Raw genomic sequence first — 25952 nt, forward strand, 5'->3', positions numbered from 1 at the left:
CATGACCCAATATACCGTTGCGCCGCGTACCGGCCATCCCACGCTGCTTTACTCGGAACTCGATCTCGACATCGACAACCTGAAGGCCGATATCGCCGTGCTCGGCATGCCGTATGGCGCACCGTATGCGCCGTCCGACTTCAGCAACGACCAGACCAACGCGCCGTCGGCGATCCGTCAGGCAACCGACCGTGTGGTGCGCAAGCCGGGTCATTACGATTTCGATATCGACGGCCCGCTGCTGCAAGGTCGTACCGACGTGCGCTTTGTCGATTGCGGCGACGTGATGCCCGATCTGACGAAGCCGGGCGAGCATTACGCGCGTGCCGAAGCCGCGGTGCGTCGCATCGTGGCCGGCGGCGCGATGCCGATCGTGCTCGGCGGCGATCACGGCATTACGACGCCGATTCTGCGCGGCCTCGACGCCAAAGGTCCGATCACGCTCGTGCATATCGACGCGCACCTCGACTGGCGCGACGACGTCAACGGCGTCCGCGAAGGCCTGTCGAGCCCGATTCGCCGCGCGTCGGAGATGGCGCACGTCGAGCGCATCATCCAGATCGGTTTGCGCGCGCAAGGCAGCGGACGTCCCGAGGAACTCGTCGCCGCGCGCGCTTACGGCTCGGAACTCGTGACGGCGTACGAACTGCACGACATCGGCATGGACGCGGTGCTCGCGCGGATTCCCGACGGCGGCAACTACTATCTGACGATCGACGCCGATGGACTCGATCCTTCGGTGATGCCGGCGGTGGCGGGGCCGGCGCCGGGCGGCGTGACCTTCGTGCAGGCGCGCAAGCTGATCCACGGGCTGGTGAATAAAGGGCGCGTGGTCGGCATGGATATCGTCGAAATCCAGCCGGAGAAAGACCACGCGAATCTGATTTCCTGTGTGACGGCGGGCCGCCTGATTCTGAACCTGATCGGCGCGTCGATCCGCGCGGGATACTTCGACAAATGAGCGCGAATCAGGCCGTCATCGAAATTCGTGGCGTCGACAAGTGGTACGGCAGCCATCACGTGCTCAAGCAGTGCTCGACGCAGGTGAACAAAGGCGAGATCGTCGTGGTGTGCGGGCCGTCGGGGTCGGGCAAATCGACGTTGATCAAGACGGTCAACGCGTTGGAGCCGGTGCAGAAGGGCGACATCGTGATCGACGGCACCTCGCTCACCGCGAAGTCGACCAATCTGCCGAAGCTGCGCAGTCGTGTCGGCATGGTGTTCCAGCACTTCGAACTGTTTCCGCATCTGGACCTGACGCGCAATCTCACCCTCGCGCAGCGTATCGTGCTCGGCCGCGACGAAGACCGCGCGCGCACGAAAGCGCGCGAGCTGCTCGAGCGCGTCGGATTGTCGGCGCATGCGCACAAGTATCCGGGGCAGTTGTCGGGCGGCCAGCAGCAGCGCGTCGCGATTGCGCGCGCGTTGTCGATGGACCCGATGGCGATGCTGTTCGACGAACCGACTTCGGCGCTCGACCCGGAGATGGTCAACGAAGTGCTCGACGTGATGGTCGAACTCGCGCGCGAAGGCATGACGATGATGGTGGTCACGCACGAAATGGGCTTTGCAAAGCGTGTCGCGCATCGCGTGGTCTTCATGGAAGACGGCGCAATCATTGAAGACAGTCCGACCGACGTGTTCTTTCAGGACGCCGCCAGTGCCGCCGCAAAACGCTTTCTTTCCAAGATTCTTCATCACTGAACTTTCGAATCATCACGACATGACGACTCATACGCGCATCCGTACATTCAACACTCGCGAAACGTATCCGGAACAGAAGCTGGACAACGACCTGTGCCAGGCGGTGATCGCCGGCAATACGGTGTATCTGCGCGGCCAGATCGGCCAGGATCTCGACACGCGCGAATCGGTGGGCATCGGCGACGTCGCCGCACAAACCGAGAAGGCGATGTCGAACATCAAGATGCTGCTGGACGAATGCGGCAGCAAGCTCGAGGACATCTGCAAGGTCACGGTCTATCTGATCGATCCGCGCTATCGCGAAGCGGTTTATAACGTGATGGGCCGCTGGCTGAAGGGCGTGTTTCCGGTGTCGACCGGCATCGTGGTGCAGGCGCTCGCGCGGCCTGAATGGCTCGTGGAGATCGACGTCATCGCAGTGAAACCGGACGCCTGACAATGTCGCTTAGCCGAAGCGCCGAACTGCTGAAAACGCTGCTCGCGTTCCCCACTATTTCGCGCACGCCGAATCTTGCGCTGATCGAGCATGTCGCCGGTTTGCTCGGCGCGGCGGGTATCGCCAGTACGATCGTCAGGAACGACGACGGCACTTGCGCGAACCTGTTCGCGAGCACCGGACCGGTGGATGTGCCCGGCGTGATGCTGTCGGGACATACCGACGTCGTGCCTGTCGAAGGGCAGCCGTGGACGGTGCCTCCGTTCGAGGCCACGTTGCGCGACGAGCGGCTCTATGGCCGCGGCTCGGCCGACATGAAGGGCTTCGTCGCCTGCGCGGTGATCGCGATGATCGATGCTTCGTCGCGGACATTGAAGAAGCCGTTACAACTGGCGCTGTCGTATGACGAGGAAATCGGCTGTGTCGGCGTGCGGCGGTTGATCGACGTGCTGGAGACAGCGCCAGTGCGACCGGCGCTGTGTATCGTCGGCGAACCGACGATGATGCAGATCGCGACCGGCCATAAAGGCAAGGCTGCGTATCGTGCGATCTGTTGCGGTCAGGAAGGGCACTCGGCGCTCGCGCCCAGGTATCTGAACGCGATCCACGTCGCCGCGGACTGGATTGCGGGCATTCGCGCGGCGCAGCAGGGTCTCGCCGAAAGCGGTGTGCGCGACGACGGCTACGACGTACCGTATTCGACGATCCACGTCGGCACGATTCACGGCGGCAAGGCGCTCAATATCGTGCCGAACGAATGCACGCTCGACTTCGAAATCCGCACGCTCGCGGGCGATCAGGCCGCTACTATTCTCGACGATATCCGCGCGCGGGCATCGATCGCGAGCGCTACGGCTTTTCAAGGAGACGAGCATTTACCGGTCGTCGAGGAAGTGAATGCGTATCCGGGGCTCGACACGCCTATCGCGAGCGACGCGGTGAAGTTTCTCGAAGCGCTGCTGCCGCCGGACACGCAGAAGCGCAAGGTGGCGTTCGGCACGGAGGGCGGCTTGTTCTCGACGCGACTGTCGGTACCGTGCGTGGTGTGCGGCCCGGGCGACATCGACGTTGCGCACAAGCCGGACGAATACGTGGCGCTGACGCAGCTCGATGCATGCGATGATTTTCTCGCCCGGCTGACGAACTGCTTGCAGTGACAGGAACGCCTGGGCTGGCAGCAACAGCGCGTCGGCAAGCGACAGCACCGTGGTGCGCGAATCGAACGCGGTGGAGAACAGATGTTCATGTACGACCTGATGCGGCCCAGGTTCGACTCCGCATCGACGACGGAATCACAACCTGGGCGCGGACATCCTCAATTAATCGTTATGACCGGACGCTTACGCCAAGATCATATCGAACAGCTCCCACCCGCCTACCTGAGGCGCACCTGCAATCAGCGCCGCCTGGCCAGCGTTCGTTGCCGTGACGTACTGCCCATTCGCGTGGGCCCGGAGTGCCACAGCGCCGCCGGTATTGGGTTGCACGACAAGATCGAATGTCTCCGAAGGACCCACGCTCGTGCTGCTGGCAATCAACGGTGCTGCGCCGGCATTGGCGGCCGTGACGTACAACCCGTTCGCGTGCGCGCGGAGCGCGATCGCACCTCCGCCCGCATCGACAAGGTCGAACTGCTCCCACTGACCGATGGCGGTCCGGTTGGCGATCAACGGCTGGCTGCCGGCATTTTCGGCCGTGACGTAGCGACTATTGGTGCGAGACTGGAAGCTGATGATCGTCGCGACACCCGTCGTGCTGCCCGGTACCGGTGCTGTCGGACGAACCTGGGTGAGCGCCAGCGTTCCTTTCAGCATGTGCCCGCCGTCCTGCGTGACGCGCAGATAGTAGTCGGACGTGCAAGGCGTGCCGTCTTCGTCCAGGCTCAGGAATCCGGAGCCGGCCGGAACGTCTGCTTGCGTGGCGGCCGTCTTGGTAATCTGATTGCCTTCGTTGAACTCGTCGAACATCGAGATGTAAATGCCGGCCACCCCCAGTTGCGCCATGTTGTAGAACTGACGCCACATGAAGTTGCCGTGAGCCCGTTGCCGAACCGACAGGTCGCCCGGCAAGACGCAAGGCTGAAAATCGATGCCGTTCGCGTCGCAATCGGCTTTATCCGCGGCGGCGACATCGACTGAATAGGCGTTTGCCTGGCCGACCGTGCCGATTGCCCCCACCATCCACGGCGACAACATGTCGAACTGATGGAATACCGGCAGGAAGTTCGGACGCACCGAATCTCCGGTACGCCAATGTGTCGGCACGCCGCCGATCACATAGCACCCCTGGGACTTGAACCAGCTGATGACGTCGGAGCACGAGGCTGCGTCGAACGGATGATTGTCGTCGTTGAAACCGAAGCCCCAGATGGCCACGACGGGTTTTCCGTTCTGTCTCGCGTAGGCACTGGACGCAATCAGCGCCGACATTTTGGAGGTCCAGTCCTGCTTGATCTGCGATTGCATGCTGGTCCAGCCGGTCACGTCGTACATGATGTAGAACTTGCGACCGTAGGCCTCGGCGGCACTGCGCACATTCTGCGCAATGACGTCGCGCGTCGGCCCCTCGTTCGAGAACGGGTTGAATCGTTGCAATGCGGCCGTGTCGATTTCGTTCTGCTGCATCCAGCTGAACTGTCGATTGACCGTATCCTGGTCATACGACGAAAACAGTGTCGACGGCTGTCCGCTATTGAGCGAAGAAAAACCCGACTGATAGCCGTGCGCGTACTCGTGCATGTCCGGCCATGCCTTGATCGCGACATTCGTCGGCGAAGGGGTCTGGGACCAGTTGAGTGACCAGTGCCACCAGCCGTTGATCGGGGCGCCGTCGCCGATTGCCGCGAACCAGCCTTGATAGCCAACCGTAATCTTGCCGACGACATCGCCGGCTGGGCTGACCTGCGCTCGCTGCGAAGCTGCCAGCGCGCGCGATAGCAGCGGAATGTCCATCGCGGCCAACGCGACAGCCGCTGCGCTACTCTTGAGAATCGAACGACGCGAAATACGCACGAGAGACTCCTCTTTGAAGTTGATTAACTTGATCCAGTTGAATTGGGGTCGCTCGCGTATCGCGCGCGACCCATCGTTTTAACCGATGGCGGCCCCGTGGATGTGCGCAGTTGCGAAGTGAAGTGCAGGTTGCGCGAAGCAACTGAAGTACTGCTGACTCGCAAGACTGGCACAATCGCGAGAATATTCGCTCCACCTGGAAATCCACATGACAGACGCTGTTACGTCTTCGCGGTCTTCACCTCGTATCGGCCCCCTGTTTGCGTTGTTTCCGTTCCTGCGACCCTATGCCGGCCGCTGGGCGCTCGCATTTCTCGCGCTGGTGACGTCGGCGGCCGCCACGCTGGTGTTGCCGGTGGCGTTCAAATACCTGATCGATCGTGGTTTCGCCAGTGGCGACCGGGCTCACATCGATCGTTATTTCCTTGCGCTATTTGTCGTTTCGCTGGTATTGGCCGCGGCTACGGCATTGCGCTTTTACCTTGTATCGTGGCTGGGCGAGCGGGTCACGGCCGACTTGCGGCGTGCAGTGTACGAACACGTGCTGGGGATGAGCCCGCAGTTCTTCGAGACCACGCAGACCGGCGAGGTGCTGTCACGGTTGACCGCGGACACCACATTGATCCAGACGGTGGTGGGCACCAGCCTGTCGCTGGGCTTGCGCAACTTCTTCCTGTTGACCGGTGGCGTGGCGATGCTGGCGGTGACGAGCCCCGTGTTGTCCGGCTACATCATCGCGACGCTGGTTATCGTGGTCGCGCCTATCGTGATCTTCGGCCGACGTGTGCGGCGGCTCTCGCGCGCCAGTCAGGACACGCTCGCGAATACGAGCGCGCTGGCGGGCGAGGTGCTCAATGCGATGCCGACCGTGCAGTCGTATACGCAGGAGCCGTTCGAGTCGCGGCGCTTCGCCGGCGCGGTAGAGCATGCGTTTGAGACCGCGCTTACGCGCATTCGTGCACGCGCGTGGTTGACCGCTGTAGTGATCGTGCTGGTGTTCACCGCCATCGTATTCGTGTTGTGGCTCGGCGCACAGGCAGTCTTGGCCGGACGGATGACGGCCGGTCAATTGTCCCAGTTCATCCTCTATGCGGTGTTCACGGCCGGCGCGGTGGGCGCGGTCGCCGAAGTATGGGGCGATCTGCAGCGCGCGGCCGGCGCCACTGAACGTTTGCTGCAATTGCTGGCGGCGCGCTCGCCGGTGGTGGAAGCCGGGACCACGATCGCACTGCCTGCGCGAGGCGAGGGTATCCGCTTTGACAACGTGAGCTTCTCGTATCCGTCGCGCCCGGGCATTGCAGCGCTTTCGGCACTCTCGCTCGATGTTCGTCCGGGGGAACACGTCGCATTGGTGGGGCCGTCCGGTGCAGGCAAGACCACGCTATTCCAACTGCTGCTGCGCTTTTACGACCCGCAATCCGGCGCTATTCTGATCAACGGCGTGCCGACGCGTGACGTACCGCTCGTCGAATTGCGCAAGGAGATCGGGGTGGTGTTGCAGGAGTCGGTGATCTTTTCCGGGAGCGTGCTCGACAACATCCGCTATGGCGCGCCCGACGCCACGCTCGAACAGGTGCAGCGAGCGGCGGAGATGGCGGCTGCTGCCGGCTTTATCGAAGAACTGCCGCAAGGTTACGAGACCTTTCTCGGCGAGCGCGGCGTGCGACTGTCTGGCGGACAGCGTCAACGCATTGCGATTGCTCGTGCAATCCTGAAGAATCCGCCCATCCTGCTACTCGACGAAGCGACCAGTGCGCTCGATGCCGCCAGCGAAAGGCTGGTGCAAACGGCGCTGGACAATGCCGCGCAAAACCGCACGACGCTGGTCATCGCGCACCGGCTCGCGACCGTGCAGCAGGCCGATCGCATTGTCGTGCTGGAACAGGGGCGAATCGTCGCGCAAGGTCGTCACGCCGAGCTTCTTTTGAACTCGCCGCTTTATGCACAGCTTGCCGCGCTGCAGTTCGGCGAGCAGTTGGGGCAGACGGTGCGGTGAGGTAAGTATTGTCGAACTCAATAAGATTCCAGGAGTCGTTTTATGACATCGGGCATGTTCACCGCTCTTTCCGACCTGTCGCCTCTGCAAGAAGACCTGACCCAGTTGCGCTACACGTTGCATGGCCATCCCGAGCTTGCGTTTTCCGAGACGCAAACTTCAGCGCTCGTTGCAGCGCGTCTCACCGAGTATGGCTATGAGGTCACGACAGGTCTGGCGGGCACAGGTGTGGTCGGTTCGATGAAATGCGGCACAGGGGCGAGAAGCATAGGTGTCAGAGCGGACCTCGATGCGCTTCCAATCTGCGAGGCAAACACGTTTGCACATGCCAGCAAAGTCGCGGGGCGGATGCACGCATGCGGCCACGATGGACACACCGCGATGCTGCTGGGCGCCGCACGGCACCTGGCCGCGACGCGTCGCTTCGACGGAACGGTTCACCTGATTTTTCAGCCCGCTGAAGAGCGGGGTTTCGATAGCGGCGCGAAGCGCATGGTCGACGAAGGCCTGTTCGACCGTTTCCCCTGCGATGCTGTCTTCGGCATGCACAACCATCCGGGCGAGCCGGCCGGCAAGCTGATGTTTCGCTCGGGCGAATTCATGGCAGCGGGGGATCGGGTCTTCATCAAGATCGTCGGAACGGGCGGACATGCCGCGAGGCCGCATCTGGCGAATGACCCGATAGTGGCCGCTGCGGCGATTGTGATGGGCCTGCAGACTATTGTTTCGCGGAATGTCGATCCGTCGAAGCCGGCGGTCATCACGATTGGCAAGATCAACGGGGGTACCGCTCCGAATGTGATTCCCGGAGAGGTGGAGCTTGCCATTAGCGTGCGTTCTTTCCACGCCGAAGTTCGCGTGCTGTTGAAGGAGCGGATTCTGGCGCTTGTGAACGCCCAGGCGGAGAGCTTCGGCGTGAAGGCCGAGATCGATTATGTCGCCGGCTATCCCGTCGTGCGTAACAGCGAAGCCGAGACGCTGTTCGCGATCGAAGTGGCGAGAGAAGTGGTTGGCGACGCGAATGTGGTCGCGGATATGGACAGGCTAATGGGCAGCGAAGACTTCGCGTATATGCTCGAGGCGCGCCCAGGCTGCTTTCTTCGCATCGGCAACGGTACGGCGGAGAATGGCCGCGTGCTTCACAGCGCTACCTACGATTTCAACGACGAGAACCTGGTGGTGGGGGCGGCGTTCTGGTCCAGATTGGTCGAGCGTTATTTAAGCAGGGCGTAGTGGCGGGTGTCAGGGACATTTTTATTTTCGAGAACATCTTTCTATTCATCGCACAGTAAGGCGAACAATGACAACAAAGCTGTTTGCGAGCGCCTGGCCCGCTCGCGTGATGCTCTGCAGTGCCCTCGTGGTGACATTAAGCGCTTGTGGTGGCGGCGGTGGTTCAAATGCATCGAGCCAGGCAAGTGCATCGACTCCGGCCATCGTGCCTTTGACATCCACGGCAGGCGGCCCGCAAATCTCCGCACAACCCGCCGCGCAAACCGTGTCCGCAGGGCAGCGCGCCTTCTTTAGCGTTGCAGCAAGTGGCGCGACGGCCTATCAATGGTATAAAAATGGCGTCGCCATTTCCGGCGCTACGTCGTCGAGCTACGAAGCAACGCCCGCCGTGAGCAGCGATTCGGGCGCAACGTTCGCCGTCGCGCTGTCGAACGGAACGGGAACGACAGCATCGACATCGGCCGCATTGACGCTCAACCCCGCCGCAGACGGCTCTCCGCCAGCCAGTTTCTGGGGAGATCTTGCAAGCATTCCTGCCGCGACGCAGGTCATGACAGTCAAGTTTCTCAATCAGACGAACGGAAAATTTCCGGATAGTCAAATCTTCTGGCAGATCACCGGCACATCCGCGTCGGGCGCGCCGGTCAACGAATTTCACTCGATCGCGGATGCCCCGACGTTCGATATGCCGGGCATCAATTCGGCCCGCATGTACTTTTACATTGCACCCAATATCAGTGCGGCGACTCAGACACCCACTAGTTACTACGACTTCATAGAAATCAACCTTGGCAGAGCAAACGCGAGCGTGCCGTGGAATTTCAATGGCGACACGACTCGGGTCGACGCGTTCGGAATGAAGCTTGCAATCCGTCTGCAGTGCGCGGACGGAACCGACGTAGTGCGCGGGGAAGACTACGGTACCTTTCTCGAGGATCGCTCGATTACTTTCCAGAAGTATCTGGCCGAAGTGCCGGCGGAGTTTCAGTCGACCGGTACGCAGTTCGCTCCGTATCGCATCGTTGAACCGGGCACGGCTACGAACTTTCAGGCCAGCGGTGCTAATGCCGCGTACTTCAATAACTATATCGACACGGTCTGGGCCGCCAATGGTATCGACACGTCGGTCGTGCCGAAGCCCACGCCGTTTTTGCGTTTCGCCGACGGCTCGCGTCCCGATCTCATTGCCGCTGTTGAACGTCACGTTGCAGATAAGCCGGGGACGTTCAAGTCAGATGGCACGCTGGTGAACCCCAACTTCTGGAGTACGCTGCCGAGCAGTGCTTTCTATTCGACATCTCCCGCGAACTACTACGCTCAATTCTGGCATACGCATGGAATCGCTAACCAGGCGTATGGGTTCTCTTATGACGATGTCGGCGGGTACTCGTCGGATATCGGCTGTAACAGTCCGAGCAGATTGCTGGTCGCGATCGGTTGGTAAGGGTTGAGTACGGTTGATGGATGAATCGCCAGTACTTGTTCATCAACCGGTTCAACTCAACGAAGCGAAACCGTGTCGCCGGTCGCGTTAATCGCCGCGAGCAACGCATCGCGGCCAGCGCCTTCGAGCCATTGGTCAAAAGTCAGTAGACCAGGAAATGCTTCATGCAGCGCGGCAATGTCGGCATTTCCTGTCAATCGTCCATCGTCGGCAAGCTTTGCCAGGGTTCCCAGAAACGGATTCTGTTCAAGCAAGGAATCTGGAAAGCGGCGATAGCCGATAGTGCGTGCTGCCACTGCGCTGAACTTGGTTGCCAGATCCTTGCCGGTTACGGCGTCGCTCGCGATCTCAATCGTGCGAGACGAGTACCGTTCGGGCTCTGAAAAGATACCCGCAACGATCTTTCCAATATCTTCGACCGCAATGAATTGCATCTGCTGATCCGCGTGCATGAAAAAGGTGAACTCGCCTTTGTCGAGTCCCATTCCAGGCAGCATCAGGATTTCCATGAATGCGCTCGGTCGCACGATTGTGTGAACCATATCGAGGCCGCGAACATGTGCTTCGATTTCACTCTTACTGTCGAAATGTCCCATGCCCGTCTTATCAGGGCCCGCTGCGCCGGTGGAACTGTAGACGAAGTGACGAACGCCGTTCTTTAAAGCAATGTCGGCGACGGCTGTGCCGTATCGAACTTCATCCTCATCCGTCACGCCGTATGCCGCGCCTTGACCGGAACTCGGCTGCACGCTGAATACGCCGTGTATGCCCGCCATTGCATCGTTGATGGATTGCGAATCAGCAAGATCTCCGCGCGCCAATTCGATGCCTGTTGCTGCGAGTGCTTTCGCATTGGCATTATCAGGGTTACGCACGAATGCCCTGACACGCCATCCGGCCGAACGCAACGCCTTCGCTACGGAGCCGCCTTGCTGTCCCGTTGCCCCGAAAACGAGGATCGTTTTATCTGCTTTGCTCACGACAGTATCCATAAGTAACTATTGACACCGGCGATTCTAGGCCGCTAAATGTTTTGCGCAAGACGGCACAAGGGTGTGCGTCGGTTACATGGAGGTAACCTTGTCTCGAACGATTTTCGGCCGCTCATATGCGATAAAGGATAAAGGTCCGCTCTTCTCGCCCTGTGCGCCGCACGATGTGTTGACGCGTCTTGGAGACAAATGGACGATTCTGATCGTGTCGCTTCTATCGCTCGCCCCGGATCATCGGTTGCGATTTTCGGAGATCAAGAGAGGTGTCGACGGTATTTCTCAACGCATGCTGACAGTCACGCTCAAGAATCTGGAGCGTGACGGACTTCTCGTGCGGCATTACTTCGCGGAAGTGCCGCCACGCGTCGAATATGAATTGAGTGCAATGGGAAAGAGCATGTTGCCCGCGCTGGAGGGATTCACTGCATGGATTCGGGAGAACTGGCCGACGATAGAACAGTCGCGGCAGGAATTCGATTCGCGGAGTCGCAGCGAGTCTTAGCGTCTGTATTGCGCAATACGATCGGCATCGCGATGGGTACATGCTGGTCGCGTCGGTTGTAGTCGACGACGCGCTTTTCCCCGCATTGAACGTTTCAGACGCCGCCGCTCAAAAGCTGACGAACGCCTGCACAAGCCGGTTGAAACTGCCGGCGTTCGACACATTCATACCGTGCGACGCTCCAGCAATGGTTTGTCTGTCCGCGTAGTCGATCCATTCCACGAGCTTTTCGACGTTATTGCGGAACATGCGTGGGCTGCGCTGCCCATCGATCAGCAAGGTTCTGCATTTCACACCGCTCGCCGCGTCGCGGGAATAAGCTGGCAACGGATCGCGCAGTTGCTTGGGCAACGTGCCCGCGTTATCGATCGCCATCGTGCGGAACGCGATCGGACTCTTGCGCCACGCGCCGGGCATGCTCACCGAGTCGACAAAAAGCTCGAGTCCCTCGTCGATCTGCTGGCTCTCGATCAACTCGACGACCCGCGTTCGCAGTACGTTAGTGGCGGGCGGCAGCGCCGCGTCGGGCATCCCGTCGATCTGCAACGGGCCGCCCGGGTCCGCGAGCGTGAGCGTTTTCACGAGCCGCGGATATTCGCGCGCGACATGAAATGCCACGCAACCGCCGCGCGAATGTCCGACCAGATGCACCGGCCCGAGGTCGATCGCCTCGATGAACTCGGCCAATTCGGCCACATGGGTCTGCCAGCCGAATTCGCTCTGGATCACCGCTTCGCTCGCGGGCCAGTAGTGGCTCAGGCTGACCGAGATGCAACGAAAATGCTGCGAGAGCGCGGCTGTTTGAGCGTCCCAGTAGCGATAGTCGCAGAGCGACCCGTGCACGAATAACAGCGGTTCGCCTTCTCCGCATTCGACGTACGGCACGGAGATGCCCGATGCGATCGTCGCAAAGGACACTTCTGGTACGGCAAGCACGGAGATATCGGTACGGGCGTTCATGGGGGGAAACTCCTTTGCATGCACTATGCACGAAGTCGCTGCTTTGGAAAATCGCGTAATATTGATCGAATCTATCTATTTTTCTGATATCAAACCAATTGAAAGCTTTAGACCTCGACGTGATGACGATGATCGTGGCTGTCGCCGACACCGGCAACATCAGCCGCGCGGCGGAAGTCGTGCATCGATCGCAATCGGCGGTGAGCATGCAGATCAAGACGCTCGAGGCCGCGCTCGGCAAACCGCTGTTCGTGCGCAAGCCGCGAAATGTGGTGCCGACGCAGGACGGCGAAGTCCTGCTGACCTACGCCCGCCGCATGCTCGCGCTGCGCGACGAGGCGTGGGCCGCCGTGGTGCGGCCGGACGTGACCGGGCGCGTGAGCATCGGCGTGCCGGACGATTACGCGTCGTCGCTGCTGCCGCCGATTCTCAAGAAGTTTTCCGCGACCTATCCAAAAGTCGAAATCCAGGTGGTGGGTTTGCCGAGTGTCGCGCTCGCGCCGATGGTGAAGGACGGCTCGGTCGATCTCGTGTGCGCGACGCGGGTCAAGGGATTGTCTGGGGAATTCATCCGGCTCGAGTCGATGGAATGGGCGGCGGCGCCGAGCGCCGACGAGATATGGCGCGAACGGCCGCTGCCGATCGCGGTGTTTCTGCCGGGCAGCGTCGCGCGCGAGAATGCTATCCGCAGCCTCGAGCGCGCGAAGATTCCTTACCGGACTTCGTACGAAAGTCCGAGTCTGCTCGGTTTGCTCTCGATGGCCGAGGCGGGTCTTGCTGTCGTGCCGCTGGCGCGCTGCGCGGTGCCGGCGCACTTCGTGTTGCTCGGGCAGGCGCAAGGCCTTCCGAAAATCGACGCGCTTGAAATGGTGTTGGCGCGCAGCACGACATCGAAGCGGCCACCGTGCGAATTCCTCGCGGAGAAAATCCTCTCCGAATTGAGGCGCTAAATACCGGTCCATGTGTTGCAGCGCGAAAGATATCGGCACCTGGCGGACTTCCACTTCTCGTATATTGCGTCATAGGCCATGCCTGCACGGTTGCTTCTGACAGGCTGACGAGGAGTGCTGAATGAAAGCGAATCTTCATACCAACAGAAGCCGGCTGCCGTGCGCTCTTCGAGCGGGTCTATTTTTGATCCTGTCGTGCGGCGTGAGCACTGCGCTTTTCGCGCAACAGGCGGCCTCCAGTCCGGCCGCGCAAGCGAATGCGAAAGGCGCCAACAACCTTCCCCTGGATCGCTCCGGCAAGACGCGCAAAGGCACGGCCTCGTACTACGGCAAGAAGTTCTACAAGAAAAAGATGGCCGACGGCACGCCGATGAATCCTCAGTCCAATGTCGCCGCGAGCAAAACGCTGCCGATCGGCACCAAGGCCAAGGTGACGAATCTGGAAACCGGCGCGAGCGACGTGGTCGAAATCAGGGACCGCGGGCCGTATGTGAAGAATCGGATTGTCGACGTGTCGCCCAAGACCGCCGATAAGCTCGGCTTGAAAGAGAACGGCACCGCGCCTGTTGAAGTGAAACCGGTGGAAGTGCCGCAGGCCGACGGCAGCGTGAAGCCGGGCGCAGGCGCCACGAACGCAAACGCGAACGCGGTGAAAGCCTCGGGCCGCAAGTAGCGTGTGCGAATGCGGCACGGCTGCCGCAGCCGTGGAAAAGCCGCGGAATACCTCAGCCCTGCAACGCCATCCACTGCTCGCCACCCGACGCGAGCAGAAATCCTGAATCGTCCAGACCTCCCCAGCGCGTCCTCGAGCATGTGCAGGCTGTTTCTCAACGCTGATTGCGTCAGGGATGGACCTCCGCAGTCGCGTGGTATCAGACAATGTAATGATTATTAGAAAAACAATGCATTGGACACATGATTTTCGGATTCCTAGCATTGCCTCCATCGCGCATCCACAGGTTTCCCGACTCGGCCTGTTCGATCCGGGCGCGCGTCGTGGTGATGAGTCGCAATGCTGAGACAAGAGAGAGAGACATGAAAGCCTTCCAGTTCAGGACGGCCGCTGCCGTTTTGCTGTCCATTGCAGTCAGTGCGTGCGGAGGCGGTAGCGGCATCGCGTTGGATCCGTTGGCCGTGTCGACGCAGCAAGGCGTCGTCAAAGGCGTACAGAACGCCGCTGTCACGTCTTACCTTGGCATTCCGTATGCGGCGGCACCTGTTGGCGCGTTGCGGTGGCGTCCTCCGCAAGCTCCGGCCACGCATGCGAACACGCTGCCCGCCACGGCCTATGGCAACGCTTGCCCGCAAGCCGTGGCGAACAACGATATTCCGGCGAACCAGATGTCGGAGGATTGCCTGTTCATCAACGTCACGAAGCCTTCCGCCGCGAAGGCGAGTTCGAAGCTGCCGGTCGTGGTCTATGTTCATGGCGGCGCGTTCGTCCAGGGTTCCGGCGCTCAGGTGGACGGCCGCACGATTGCAACCGACGGCAACCTCATCTTCGTGACGTTCAACTATCGGCTCGGCGCGCTAGGCTATCTCGCGAACAACGCGCTGCAAAGCAGTACCGGCGACAGCAATCTGGGGAATTTCGCCGTGCTGGACCAGCAAGCCGCATTGCGCTGGGTGCAGGGCAACATCGCCGCGTTCGGCGGCGATCCGTCGAACGTGACTGTGTGGGGATTGTCGGCGGGTGCAACGTCCACGTTCACGCTGCTTGAATCGCCTCAATCGAAGGGACTGTTCAGCAAGGCGGTTCTGGAAAGCGGCGGCGGCGGTCCGTATTCGAATCTCGCGCCGGCCACGGCGACGGCGCAGGCCGATACGCTGATTCAGGCGCTCAATTGCAACTCGGCTTCGGACGTGGTCGCGTGCCTGCGATCACAGTCGGCAACCGACATCGTCGCGGCCCAAGGGAATGGCAAGTGGCGCCCGACGGTCGACGGCCAGGTCGTCACGCAAGTGCCGTCGCTCGCGTTCCAGGCGGGGACGTTCAATCGCGTTCCGGTGATGATCGGCGGCGTCTACGACGAAGGCACGCTGTTCGTGCCGCCGACACTGCCCGCAGCAAACTACCTTCCGGCTCTCGCGTCGCTTGCGCCATCGGGCTATGACATGACCGCGATCGACGCCGCTTATCCGCTCGCGAATTACGCGGTGCCCGCGCAGGGTTTCGCGCGTGCGATGGGCGACGCGATGTACGGCTGCGGGAACAGTTCGCGGCGCGACGAACTGGCGGCGTGGGTGCCGGTGTTCGGATGGGAGTTCACCGACCCGAACCTGTCGTTTCCAACGAATCCGACCGCGTTCTATTTCGGATCGCAACACGGACTCGACGCAACGTACTGGTTCGGCGCAACGGACGTCGCGACGATGAGCACGGATCCGCAGATGCAGGCGCTGGCGGTGAAGATGAAGCAATACCTGAGCAACTTCGCGGCGTACGGCGATCCGAACGGCAGCGGGACCACGGCTTCGCTGCCGCACTGGCCGCGTTACGCGGGTCCGGCCGATCGCTCGATGGTCGAACTGACCGCTCCGTCGATCACGGTCTCGAATACCGCATTCGAAACCACGCACAAGTGCAACACGCTGTGGGGCAAAGGCGTGTTCCCGCCCATCTACTGACGTTCTCAGACGCGGGCGCATTCGTGCGGCCCGTGCATCACGCGCTTATCAATTGGAACCCCGCATGACTGACAATGTAATCGACTATCTCGACGGTGCACACGAGAACATCGTGTCCTGGCTCGATGCTTATTTGCGCATTCAAAGCGTCAGCACCGATCCTCGCTTTGCACCGCAGATGGAAGAAGCCCGCCACTTTCTCCTGCGACGTCTGGATGAAATCGGGCTCACGAATGTGCAGCAACTCGACGGCGGCGGCGAGCCCGCCATTTATGGTGAATGGCTTGGCGCACCAGGGAAGCCGACGATCCTGATCTACGGACACTACGACGTGCAGCCTGCGGAGCCGCTCGAACTGTGGCGTAGTCCGCCTTTCGAGCCTACGCTGCACGATGGACGCCTGTACGCGCGCGGTGCGTCCGACGTCAAAGGCCCCACGACAGTCGCGCTCGAAGTGGTTGCCGCATTTCTATCGGTAACCGGTGGGTGTCCGGTAAATGTGAAGGTATTCATCGAAGGGGAAGAGGAAACGGGCAGCCCGACGTTGACGGAGATCATCGCGCGTTTTCGCGGACTGCTTAGCGCCGATGCCGTGCTGTCGGCGGACGGTGGCCGCGCCAGCGCCGAGGTGCCGACCGTCAACACCGGTGCCCGCGGCTGCGGACAACTCGAATTCAGATTGCGGACAGCGGATAAGGATCTCCATTCGGGTCGCTACGGCGGCAGCGTTCGCAATGCGCTTCACGAGATGGCAAAACTCGTCGCGTCGCTTCATGACGCCGAAGGTGCTGTCGCTGTCGATGGCTTTTATGACGGCGTAGTGCCGCCTTCTGCGCGTCAGCGCGCAGACACCGCTGCGTTTCCATTCAGCGCCGACGTGTTCTTCCGCGATGTCGGCGCGTCGGCAAGCGGCGAGCCGGGCTATACGACGCGGGAGCAGGTCACGCTGCGACCGTCACTCGATATCAACGGCATGTGGGGCGGCTATATCGGCCACGGTGGAAAGACCATCATTCCCAACGAGGCTACCGCGAAACTCACGGTTCGCATCGTCGAAGGGCAGACCTCGGAGGCCGTTCTGGATGCGATCGTCAGGCATTTGAACCGCTGCTGCCCAGCGCAGGTGAAGCTCGATATCACGAGCCGTTTTGCGGGGGCGTCGGCGTCGACGTTATCAGCCGACCATCCATTGGTGCTGGCCGTGGAGTCCGTTTTGCGCAAGGAAACAGCACGCGAACCGATTCACGTCCGACTGGGCGCGAGCGTGCCGATCACGGCTGTCTTCAAGGAAACGCTGGGCATCGACACGTTGATGTTCGGCTATAACCTGCCCGACGAAGACGTTCACGCGCCCAATGAGTTCTTCCGGATTGCGTCGATCAGGGAAGGAACGCGCGGATGGGCACGTTTGCTCGACGCGCTTGGCGGCACCACTCCCGCGGAATTCGGGGCAGGCAGGCATACCGCCGCGTAGCCAATGAGGCTGCGCGCCAGAAGTCATGGAGACAAAAATGATCGAACAGTCCTTGAATGCAATGCCCTACGACCGTGCGCGCATTTCGCGTAGCCGGCTTCTCTTTGCGACGACGGTTGGCAACGCGATGGAGTTTTTCGACTTCACCGTATTCGGCTATTTCGCGCTCGTCATCGGCAAAGCGTTCTTTTCGCCGCTGAGCAGCCAGGGGCAATTGATGTCATCGGTGGCCGCGTTCGGCGTCGGGTTTCTGATGCGTCCGATCGGCGGGGTTCTGATCGGCATCTACGCGGACCGGGCCGGCCGGCGCGCGGCGATGACGCTCACGCTTACGCTGATGGCGATCGGCGTATGCATGGCCGGCCTCGTGCCGACCTATGAGCAGATCGGTATCGCCGCACCGATCATCATGGTTCTTGCGCGGCTGATTCAGGGATTTTCGGCGGGCGGCGAGGTGGGACCGGCAACGACGGTGCTGCTGGAGCAGGCGCCGTCCGGATCGCAGGCGTGGTACACCAGTTGGCAGCTTGCGAGCCAGGGGATCGGTATCGGCGTGGGCGCGCTGTTTGCGGCCACGCTGACCTGGCTGCTTCCCGCGGATGCGCTTCAGGCGTGGGGCTGGCGCATTCCGTTTCTGTGCGGCGTGGCGATCCTGCCGGTCGGAATCATGCTGCGTAGACAGCTCGGCGATCTCGAAGCTGCGGCCGGCAGTGGCGTGCCTGTTGCCGAGCATACGTCGCTGACACAGTTGATGAGCGTGCATGGACGCAACGTTGCGGGCGGCATCCTTCTGCTGATGGGCGGCACTGTCACCGCGTATATGGTGCTGTTTTTCATCCCCACTTACGCGATTCGGGATCTGAAGCTGGGTGAGTCGGCGTCGTATGCGTGCGCAGTCGCGAGCGGTCTCGTGATGGCGATCCTCGCACCGATGACCGGGCGTATCGCGGATAAGTACGGGCGGATGTTGCCGATTCTGCTTGCCCGCCTGGTTCTCATCTGTTCGGTCTATCCGGCTTATGCATGGCTCACGGGTTCGCCGAGTATTGCCCGGCTGTTTACCGTTCTCGTCGGACTTACCCTTCTTTTCACGATCCAGGGCGCGCCGTCGATCACGCTGATACCGGAACTGTTTCCGAAAGCAGTTCGCGCTACGGCGACCGGCAGCATCTATAGCCTGGGCGTCGCGATATTCGGCGGCCTGACGCAGCTTGCGGCACTCTGGTTGATACGCGTGACCGGAAACCAGATGTCGCCGGCTATTGCAATGACGTTCTGCGTCGCACTCTCGACGCTTTCGCTTCTGATCATCAGGCGTCCGGCTGAGGCAGCGTAGCGAGACCTCGGCGCCGATGGCATCTGGCAATCGGTACTGAATTCGGGCACGCCGTTGGGGTGCCGGATCATCGAATAGAAACCATCACGTTGTCAATTAAGTTAGTCATCCTGCTAAATGTAAGGAATGGAGATCTGCAATGAAACTGAAGTTTCCGTGTAAAAGTCTTTTGGCGTTGTCTGTCGCAATTCCCGCATTGGCACATGCGCAAAGTTCGGTGACCTTGTACGGCATCATCGACGAAGGACTCAACTATCAGTCGAATGCCGGCGGTCCCGCACGCTATTCGCTGGCGAGCGGTGTGTTGCAGGGCAGCCGCTGGGGCTTGAAAGGCAAGGAGGATCTCGGTTCCGGCTATGCGGCGATCTTCGTGCTCGAAAACGGCTTTGACGTGAATACCGGAGCGTTGGGGCAGGGTTCTCGCATGTTTGGTCGTCAAGCGTATGTGGGATTGTCGTCGGACCGTTATGGCTCGATCATGCTAGGCCGGCAATACGATTCTCTGGTGACGTCGATCGGCGACTTTGCGGTGGGAGATCAGTGGGGCGGTTATATCGCCGCTCACCCGGGCGATCTCGACAACTTCAACAACACGTTTCGCGTCAACAATGCGATCAAGTACGCCAGTGCGAATTACGGCGGATTTTCGTTCAGCGCTACTTACGCGCCGGGTGGCATAGCAGGCGATGTCACCGGCAATCAGATCTGGGCCGTGGGTGCAAACTATGCGGGCGCGGGCCTGCGTGTGGGGGCGGCATATCTCAATGCGAGAACGCCCAATCAAGGCCTGTTCGGCAACAGCAGTGCGACTGCGCTGACGTCGGCATCGGCTTCGCTTTCATCGCCGGTTACGTCGGGATTTATATCGGCGCATGACTATGGCGTTGCAGCGGTGGCGGCATCGTACGATTTTGCTCAGACGTCTGTCGGCTTTACGTATTCGAACACGCGATTTTCCGGTCTGGGTAACCTGTCCGCGGGGACCAACCCGCTCGGCTATCGCGGCGCGGCGAGTTTCAACAACGTGGAAGTCAACGGCAAGTATCAATTGACTCCGGCGTTTCTCGTCGGCGCGGCGTACGACTATACGGTGGGCGGCAGTGTCGAATCGAAGAGCGGAGAAAAGCCCGATGCCAGGTATCACCAGTTCGCTATCGGCGCCGACTATTTTCTCTCCAAGCGGACAGACCTTTATCTCACCGGCATCTATCAGAAAGCATCGGGAGTCGACTCGCGCGGTGTGATCGCAGTTGCCGCGATCAACAATGTGACGCCGGCTAGCGGCAATCACGTCGGCCTCGTGCGTGTGGGGATTCGTCATAAGTTTTAACTGCGGCACAGGGAAAAGTTCGTGCTCGACCGGCCGCTTCAGCGGCCGGAAATCGCTTGACGATAGTTTTATATGCCCATAATATTACCTGGCACCCTCACTACCGATCACATCACCGTGGCCCGACCGGAACTCAACCCTGGCATTTGCAACAACACCGCTTTGCGCAAAGCCGCACGGCGGCTGACCCGCTTTTACGATGCATGCATGGCCGATACCGGTCTGCGGGCCACGCAGTACACGATTCTAAGTCTCCTTGCCACGCGTGGACCCACCACGATGGCTGCGCTTGCCGATTCATTGTCGATGGATCGGGCAACGATGGGGCATAACCTTCGCCCGCTCGAGCGCGACGGGTTGGTCACGATTCAGGTCGGGCGAGAAGATCGCCGGGAGCGTGAAGTCGCGCTGTCGGATGAAGGCGCCAAACTGGAAGCGCAAAGCAAGCCGTCGTGGCAAAAGGCGCAGGCAAGGTTTGAAAAGCAATTCGGCAAGGAAGACGCACTGGCGATGCGGCGCTTGATGGTTCGAATCGCGCACCTCGATCTGGTCGCGGACTAATCGTGCGCTAAACACCGGCCTGATATTTCATACAGAAGGCGTAAAGAGCGTCCCGTGCTCTTTACGCAGAGAACTTCCCTATACGGGTATATAAGACTATTTTTATGACTAACCGATCTTTGCTGGTGCGCTTCAACCTTGTTGCCGCGCTGTCTTTTTCTTTGCTCGCCGCCGTCACTTCCGCGCACGCAGCGCCGGTTAGCGCCGGCGATACCCAGGAGATTCGCAGCCTGTTCCTGCGTCAGGCCGCTGCCGAGACGGCGCACGACATCGACGCGCTGGAGGGCATGTTCGCGTCATCCGCTCAAGGTCAGCCGGACCCTGTGTCGTTCGTCGCTCGTGCATACCGGTTCTGGGGCAAGGAGGCGGTTACCGAACACTTTCGCAAGACCTTTGCGGGCACGTGGCGCGTCGAGCCGAACGAGAGCGACATCCGCATCATCCCGCTCAACGACGACACCGTGCAGATTTACGCGCCCACTCGCGTGACGATCGGAACAGCGGGGCAGCCGGCTAAAACCTCGACCTTTCTGATCAACGAGTTTGCGATCCGCACACCGGCGGGTTGGAAAATCGCTTCCGTCATTCCGGTGCCGGCCGAGTGATCAGGAGATGCATATGTCCATTCAGAGAGTTTTCTTTTCGTTGCTAGCCGCTGCGATCCTTGGCGCCGGTAATGCACCCGTGTACGCCGCGCCCCCGCATCAGTTCACCGACGCGGACACGCAAGCGGTTAAAGACGTCTTTCTCCGTCAGGCCGCGGCGGCCACGGCGCACGACATCGTGGCGTTCGAGCATGTGCTGGCGTCCGCGCCGCCCGACCAGCCGGACCCCATTGCATTCGTCGCGCGTGCTTACCAGTTCTGGGGCAAGCCCGCACTCATCGAGCACTTCAAGGAAACGTTCAAAGGCGTATGGAAGTTCGAGCCGAAAGTCGACGACATCCGGATCATTCCGCTGACTGCGGACGTTGCGCAGATCTACGCCCCCACACAGATCACGCTCGGTGCGTCGGAAGCGACGGCGAAGACCGCGCCGTTCCTCGTCTATGAAGTGGCTGTGCGAACCCCGGAAGGTTGGCGTATTGCGTCGATCGTGCCGGTGCCGGCGCAGTAATCCTATTTACGTATTCAAGGAGAGCAAACGAATGAAAGCAGCCGTGTACTACCAGAACGGCGGACCTGAAGTCTTCCGCTATGAAGATATCTCGGAGCCGGAATGCGGACCCGACGAAGTCGTAATACGCGTCGAGGCGATTTCGATTGAAGGCGGCGATCTCGTCAATCGCGAGATTCGTCCGCTTGCGCGCGTGCCTCATATTGTCGGATACCAATGCGCGGGTACTGTCATCGAGGCAGGTAACAACGTGCGCGACCGGCACGTCGGCGACCGGGTCGTCGCCGTGTTGAGTTGGGGTTCTCACGCACAGTTTGCAGCGGCGCCCGCTGCGGACACATGGATTGTGCCGGACGGCCTGGCTCTCGATACGGCCGCTGCAATCCCTGTTGCATGGGGCACCGCTTATGAATGCCTGTTTTCCGCGGGCAAACTGAAGAAGGGCGAAACCGTGCTGATTCACGCCGGAGCTGGCGCGTTGGGATTGGCCGCGATTCAACTCGCGAAGCGCGCCGGAGCGCACGTTCTCGCCACGGCTTCCGACGATTCCCGTCTCGAGCGACTCAAGCCTTTCGGTCTGGACGTAGGCATCAATTATAAAAACGAAGATTTCGTCGAAAAGGTATTGGCCGATACCGACGGTCGAGGTGCAGATGTCGTTCTGGACAGCATCGCGGGAAAGAACCTCGTTCGCAGCATTCAATCGTTGGCGTATGGTGGACGTGCGATCACCGTGGGCGTTTCAGGACGCGACAGTGAAAAACTCGACCCCGTTAGTCTTTGGCGGGGGAATAACAGTTTGCACGGCGTCTACTTTCCCAGCATCCTCGATAGGGATCACGAACGCGCGCATGGTCAGGTGCAGGAGATTCTCGCGTCTGTCGCTCGCGGTGAACTGAGCGTCGTCATCGATCAGGTGTTTTCGCTGCAGGACGCAGAGCAGGCGCATCGCTATGTGTTGAGCCGGCGCGCGTTTGGCCGCGTATTGCTGCGTCCGTGAGGTTGTGAAGATCGTGGGCGTGACGCTCACGCAGCGTCTGTCCGGATAGGTTGGCGGTGTGCGCTGCGTGGTCGGTGGGGGGCGTGACGAGTGATGTTGCGCCTGCCTGCTCTCAGTCCGGAATCACAGGTTCCACCAGCTTCGCCAACTGGGCAAGCGACTCCTGCCAGCCGAGATAACACATCTCCACCGGAATCACATCGGGCAAGCCCTCCTGCACGATCGTGAGTTCGGTCCCGCACATCACCTGCCGCAATGAAATGGTGGCGTGCATCTGGCCGGGAAGGTTCGGGTCGTCGAAGCGGTCCGAATAGCGGATTTTCTCGAACGGCACCAGTTCGACGTACTCGCCGCCGAACGAGTGGCTATTGCCGGTGCCGAAGTTGCGGAACGACATCTTGTAAGTCCCGCCGACTCGCGCATCCATGTGATGCACCTGGCAGGTGAAGCCGTACGGCGGAAGCCATTTCGCAACGGCGTCGGCTTCGAGAAAAGCCCGATAGATGCGCTCGGGCGTCGCGCGCAGCACGCGGTGGAGACGAACGGTTCCGGTTGTCATGGCGTCAATGCATCAGCGCGCGCGGTCGATCGCGCTGACCGCCAATTCCCGCGCAAGGTCCGCGTACAACTCGGCCCATTTGCCGAGCAAGCCGGGGTCGTCGGTCAGGAAAAGCGGGTGTTCGGCCCATGCGCTGACATCCGCGCCTTTCCACGCCATTTCGAAGATCCGCATGTCTTCGTCCTCGCTGACGCCGATGTCGACGAGTTCGCGAAACGAAGCAAGATTGGCGAGCTGCACCGTGTGCGGCGCAATGTTGTGGATCGCGGCGAGCGCGTTGCTCGCGCGCTGGCGGGCATCGTCGCGACTGCCGGCGATCAGGAACACGGTGCTTTCGTTGTGGGCGTGGCTGAACACGGCCCGATACAGTGAAGTTTTGCAGCGGTCGCCTAGTTGCGTGCCCATCGTGACCTCGGCTTCGGAAGACAGTTCGTCGTTTTTACCGGTTATTTGTGCGTCGCTCTTGTGGGTTCCGGGTCGCCGCTGCCGGTCGCGGTAACTGTCGCTGCTCCAATACACATGAATTCCGCACACGACCAGACAGGCCAGCGCGAGAATTCCCACTCCTCCGAGTACAGCCAGATCGGCGTGCATCATGCAGGCCCCCTTTAGTCTCGCGTGTACTTCGTCTCCTGGGTCCGGGACCTTCCGGCAAGTACAGGCAAAGCCGATAGGGGTCGCGGCGTATCGTTCTGCTCCCATGCCTGACTTTTGTGATGAAGCAGTCGGCTAAGGGGCGATGCTTCGAGTATCCGACCGGAGTTTGTATTGAGCAACCGGGCACACCTCTCTATTGACCAAACCGGTCCGCTATAGGAGTCTATAGGGCTTCGGTTGTCATTCAGCGCAGCCAGCATTCCGAGTGCATCCTGGGTTGTCCAGGCGCTCCAGCCTCCCCGTTCCCGTCCAGCCTGTCTGCTTTTTCCGCGTTGCGCAAAAAACCCGTTTGGGTTATAAATGAGAATTATTCTTATTCATGCCTTATCCATACCATTCGGCATGCGACGTTCGAAGCAAAGGGGTTATCAATGTCTGCCGTCCAACTCGACGGGCAACACGGAGTGCGTACGCTGTACCGTGATCATCACGGCTGGCTGCAAGCCTGGCTACACAGAAAACTGGGCAACGCCTTCGACGCCGCCGATCTGGCGCACGACACCTTCCTGCGAATCCTCAGCGCGCGCGAAAAGACAGGCACGCCGGACCCAGGCACGCCCGATCTCGATCTTCGCGAGCCGCGCGCGTATCTGACCACCGTTGCTGGCCGCGTGCTGCTCAACCATTACCGCCGACTCTCGCTGGAGCGCGCCTATCTGGATGCGCTAGCTGCATTGCCGGAGAGTCTCGTGCCGTCGACGGAAGACCGGTTGATCATCCTCGAAACGCTGCATGAAATTGATGCGATGCTCGATCGCCTCGCACCGAAGGCACGCATGACGTTCCTGCTCGCGCAACTCGAAGGGCTGACGTACGCGCAGATCGCCGAGCGGTTGCAGGTGAGTGTGCGCACGATCAAACGCTACATGGCGGCCGCCTACGAAGAATGCATCCTGCTGACGATCTGAGCGCCGCGAGCGCCGCAGGCTCCGCCGACGACGCGCGTCCACTCGATCGTGCGGTCGCGCGGGCGGCGGCGGGGTGGCTGGTGCGCCTGCATGACAATCCGAGCCCGGAGGATGTGCTTGCGTGCGCGCGCTGGCGCGCCGCGGACCCTGAACACGAGCGCGCGTGGCAGCGCGCGAGAAAGGTCGACGAAAAGTTCAGCGTGCTGCATCCCGGTGTCGGGATGTCGGCGCTCGGGCGCGAACGCCGTGTCGACGTCGACCGGCGCGCCGCGTTCAAGGTGCTGAGTGCGTTGCTGGTGGCAGGGCCGGCCGGTTACATCGCGTATCGCATGACGCCCTGGCGCGAATGGACCGCGGCTGAACGCACGGCGACGGGCGAGCGGCGAACCGTGGTGCTGGCGGACGGCACCCGCGTCGACCTCAACACGGCGACGGCGTTCGACATCGCGTTCAGCGCCCGCGAACGCCGGCTCGTGCTGTATGCCGGCGAGATTCTGGTGGAGACCGGCCGCGATGCGGACAACGCGTCGGGCGTCTATCGGCCATTTGTCGTGCAGACCGGGCAAGGCCGGATCCGGGCGTTGGGCACGCGCTTCGTCGTGCGCGGGGAACCGGATGGCGCGACGCGTGTGGCTGTCCTGCACGGCGCGGTGGAGGTGACGCTGGCGGCGTCGCCGGCATTGCGCCGCGTGATCGACGCCGGCCAGCAGACTCGCTTCACGGCGACCTCGATCGATCCGGTGTCGCTTGCCGATCCGCATATCCCCGACTGGTCGCGCGGCGTGCTATTCGCCGACGGCATGCGTCTCGGCGATTTCGCCGCGGAACTCGGCCGCTATCGGCCCGGTGTGCTGCGTTGCGACGCGGCGGCTGCCGCGCTGCGCATCACCGGCGCCTTCCAGATCGGCAACACCGACAACATCCTCGCCGCGTTGCCGCAGACATTGCCGGTGCGCGTCATCTATCGAACCCGCTACTGGGTGACGATCGTCGCCGATCACGAGAACGGCCGCGTCTGAGCGCTTTCGCGCGCGGTGCGCGGTTTTTTGTGGTTCGCGTGTCCCCTTTCCCGATCTCGCGTGTCATGGACATAGGAGCAGCACAACGCTAACGCCCGATCAGGAACACCCATGTCTGAAAGTCGTCCTCGCAAGC

The 25952-nt window shown here is 61.0% G+C and carries 25 protein-coding genes and 1 pseudogene; 20 read left to right on the plus strand and 6 right to left on the minus strand.

Annotated elements, in window-relative coordinates; genetic code table 11:
- Position 1 precedes the first annotated feature (1 nt).
- The 4 genes from PQQ51_RS15670 to argE are packed head-to-tail and all read left to right on the plus strand — an operon-like array spanning position 2 to position 3297.
- Positions 2-961 carry an agmatinase gene (locus PQQ51_RS15670; protein WP_408497700.1) on the plus strand — a complete coding sequence of 320 codons (960 nt, stop codon included), beginning with the start codon at positions 2-4 and terminating at the stop codon, positions 959-961.
- Positions 958-1704, plus strand: coding sequence for an amino acid ABC transporter ATP-binding protein (locus PQQ51_RS15675; protein ID WP_408497701.1), 747 nt, complete (start codon positions 958-960; stop codon positions 1702-1704). The genes PQQ51_RS15670 and PQQ51_RS15675 overlap by 4 nt, the downstream gene beginning before the upstream one ends.
- A gap of 19 nt (positions 1705-1723) precedes the next feature.
- Complete coding sequence (locus PQQ51_RS15680; RefSeq protein WP_408497702.1) at positions 1724-2140, plus strand: RidA family protein; 417 nt, start codon at positions 1724-1726, stop codon at positions 2138-2140.
- Between the two features lie 2 nt (positions 2141-2142).
- A complete protein-coding gene (gene argE / locus PQQ51_RS15685; RefSeq protein ID WP_408497703.1) occupies positions 2143-3297 on the plus strand; it encodes an acetylornithine deacetylase in 1155 nt (384 codons plus the stop codon).
- Positions 3298-3309: 12 nt separating this feature from the next.
- On the opposite strand, the pseudogene PQQ51_RS15690 reads toward argE, so the two are convergent.
- Together PQQ51_RS15690 and PQQ51_RS15695 are read right to left on the minus strand one after the other, a co-directional pair.
- Positions 3310-3402 (minus strand): annotated as a pseudogene (locus PQQ51_RS15690) (cysteine hydrolase); the annotation flags it as partial.
- A 78-nt stretch (positions 3403-3480) separates the two neighbouring features.
- Positions 3481-5151, minus strand: a complete 1671-nt coding sequence (locus PQQ51_RS15695) for a DUF7910 domain-containing protein (protein WP_408497704.1) — start codon at positions 5149-5151, stop codon at positions 3481-3483.
- 208 nt (positions 5152-5359) lie between these two features.
- Here PQQ51_RS15695 and PQQ51_RS15700 point away from each other — a divergent pair, with 208 nt between their 5' ends.
- The 3 genes from PQQ51_RS15700 (at position 5360) to PQQ51_RS15710 (ending at position 9824) form a co-directional block, all read left to right on the plus strand.
- The gene (locus tag PQQ51_RS15700; protein WP_408497705.1) at positions 5360-7147 is read left to right on the plus strand and encodes an ABC transporter transmembrane domain-containing protein; all 1788 of its coding nucleotides are present in this window, start codon (positions 5360-5362) and stop codon (positions 7145-7147) included.
- Positions 7148-7189: 42 nt separating this feature from the next.
- Positions 7190-8380, plus strand: a complete 1191-nt coding sequence (locus tag PQQ51_RS15705) for a M20 aminoacylase family protein (RefSeq protein WP_408497706.1) — start codon at positions 7190-7192, stop codon at positions 8378-8380.
- A gap of 67 nt (positions 8381-8447) precedes the next feature.
- Positions 8448-9824 carry a beta-1,3-glucanase family protein gene (locus tag PQQ51_RS15710; RefSeq protein WP_408497707.1) on the plus strand — a complete coding sequence of 459 codons (1377 nt, stop codon included), beginning with the start codon at positions 8448-8450 and terminating at the stop codon, positions 9822-9824.
- A 56-nt stretch (positions 9825-9880) separates the two neighbouring features.
- On the opposite strand, the gene PQQ51_RS15715 is transcribed toward PQQ51_RS15710, so the two are convergent.
- Entirely contained in the window at positions 9881-10804 is a 924-nt protein-coding gene (locus PQQ51_RS15715) for an NmrA/HSCARG family protein (RefSeq protein ID WP_408497708.1), read from the minus strand.
- An 88-nt stretch (positions 10805-10892) separates the two neighbouring features.
- On the opposite strand from PQQ51_RS15715, the gene PQQ51_RS15720 reads away from it, so the two are divergent.
- Positions 10893-11318, plus strand: a complete 426-nt coding sequence (locus PQQ51_RS15720) for a winged helix-turn-helix transcriptional regulator (protein ID WP_408497709.1) — start codon at positions 10893-10895, stop codon at positions 11316-11318.
- 108 nt (positions 11319-11426) lie between these two features.
- Here PQQ51_RS15720 and PQQ51_RS15725 read toward each other — a convergent pair whose 3' ends face one another.
- Positions 11427-12278, minus strand: a complete 852-nt coding sequence (locus PQQ51_RS15725) for an alpha/beta fold hydrolase (protein WP_408497710.1) — start codon at positions 12276-12278, stop codon at positions 11427-11429.
- 128 nt (positions 12279-12406) lie between these two features.
- On the opposite strand from PQQ51_RS15725, the gene PQQ51_RS15730 reads away from it, so the two are divergent.
- From PQQ51_RS15730 to PQQ51_RS15775, 10 genes are all read left to right on the plus strand, one after another.
- Positions 12407-13228, plus strand: coding sequence for a LysR substrate-binding domain-containing protein (locus tag PQQ51_RS15730; RefSeq protein ID WP_408497846.1), 822 nt, complete (start codon positions 12407-12409; stop codon positions 13226-13228).
- A gap of 202 nt (positions 13229-13430) precedes the next feature.
- The gene (locus PQQ51_RS15735; RefSeq protein WP_408497711.1) at positions 13431-13901 is read left to right on the plus strand and encodes a septal ring lytic transglycosylase RlpA family protein; all 471 of its coding nucleotides are present in this window, start codon (positions 13431-13433) and stop codon (positions 13899-13901) included.
- 362 nt (positions 13902-14263) lie between these two features.
- Positions 14264-15856 (plus strand): carboxylesterase/lipase family protein, encoded by a 1593-nt coding sequence (locus tag PQQ51_RS15740; RefSeq protein ID WP_408497712.1) that lies wholly within the window; start codon positions 14264-14266, stop codon positions 15854-15856.
- A 64-nt stretch (positions 15857-15920) separates the two neighbouring features.
- On the plus strand, positions 15921-17330 hold the full coding sequence (locus PQQ51_RS15745) for a M20/M25/M40 family metallo-hydrolase (protein ID WP_408497713.1): 1410 nt from the start codon (positions 15921-15923) through the stop codon (positions 17328-17330).
- 37 nt (positions 17331-17367) lie between these two features.
- Positions 17368-18666: an MFS transporter gene (locus tag PQQ51_RS15750; protein WP_408497714.1), complete on the plus strand. Its 1299-nt coding sequence runs from the start codon at positions 17368-17370 to the stop codon at positions 18664-18666.
- Positions 18667-18805: 139 nt separating this feature from the next.
- Positions 18806-19996: a porin gene (locus PQQ51_RS15755; protein WP_408497715.1), complete on the plus strand. Its 1191-nt coding sequence runs from the start codon at positions 18806-18808 to the stop codon at positions 19994-19996.
- Between the two features lie 207 nt (positions 19997-20203).
- Positions 20204-20557, plus strand: a complete 354-nt coding sequence (locus tag PQQ51_RS15760; RefSeq protein WP_408497716.1) for a MarR family winged helix-turn-helix transcriptional regulator — start codon at positions 20204-20206, stop codon at positions 20555-20557.
- Positions 20558-20661: 104 nt separating this feature from the next.
- Complete coding sequence (locus PQQ51_RS15765) at positions 20662-21162, plus strand: YybH family protein (RefSeq protein ID WP_408497717.1); 501 nt, start codon at positions 20662-20664, stop codon at positions 21160-21162.
- Positions 21163-21175: 13 nt separating this feature from the next.
- Positions 21176-21673, plus strand: coding sequence for a YybH family protein (locus tag PQQ51_RS15770; protein ID WP_408497718.1), 498 nt, complete (start codon positions 21176-21178; stop codon positions 21671-21673).
- Positions 21606-22673 (plus strand): quinone oxidoreductase family protein, encoded by a 1068-nt coding sequence (locus PQQ51_RS15775; RefSeq protein WP_408497719.1) that lies wholly within the window; start codon positions 21606-21608, stop codon positions 22671-22673. Before PQQ51_RS15770 ends, PQQ51_RS15775 begins: the two co-directional genes overlap by 68 nt.
- Positions 22674-22785: 112 nt before the next feature.
- On the opposite strand, the gene PQQ51_RS15780 is transcribed toward PQQ51_RS15775, so the two are convergent.
- Together PQQ51_RS15780 and PQQ51_RS15785 are read right to left on the minus strand one after the other, a co-directional pair.
- On the minus strand, positions 22786-23232 hold the full coding sequence (locus tag PQQ51_RS15780; RefSeq protein WP_408497720.1) for an SRPBCC family protein: 447 nt from the start codon (positions 23230-23232) through the stop codon (positions 22786-22788).
- Positions 23233-23244: 12 nt separating this feature from the next.
- Positions 23245-23829 (minus strand): hypothetical protein, encoded by a 585-nt coding sequence (locus tag PQQ51_RS15785; protein WP_408497721.1) that lies wholly within the window; start codon positions 23827-23829, stop codon positions 23245-23247.
- Positions 23830-24260: 431 nt separating this feature from the next.
- Here PQQ51_RS15785 and PQQ51_RS15790 point away from each other — a divergent pair, with 431 nt between their 5' ends.
- Complete coding sequence (locus PQQ51_RS15790) at positions 24261-24797, plus strand: sigma-70 family RNA polymerase sigma factor (RefSeq protein WP_408497722.1); 537 nt, start codon at positions 24261-24263, stop codon at positions 24795-24797.
- Positions 24776-25816, plus strand: a complete 1041-nt coding sequence (locus PQQ51_RS15795) for a FecR domain-containing protein (RefSeq protein ID WP_408497723.1) — start codon at positions 24776-24778, stop codon at positions 25814-25816. Before PQQ51_RS15790 ends, PQQ51_RS15795 begins: the two co-directional genes overlap by 22 nt.
- Positions 25817-25952: the final 136 nt, after the last annotated feature.

The sequence above is a fragment of the Paraburkholderia xenovorans genome (assembly GCF_046030735.1).
In the GTDB taxonomy this organism is placed as follows: Bacteria; Pseudomonadota; Gammaproteobacteria; order Burkholderiales; family Burkholderiaceae; genus Paraburkholderia; species Paraburkholderia xenovorans_A.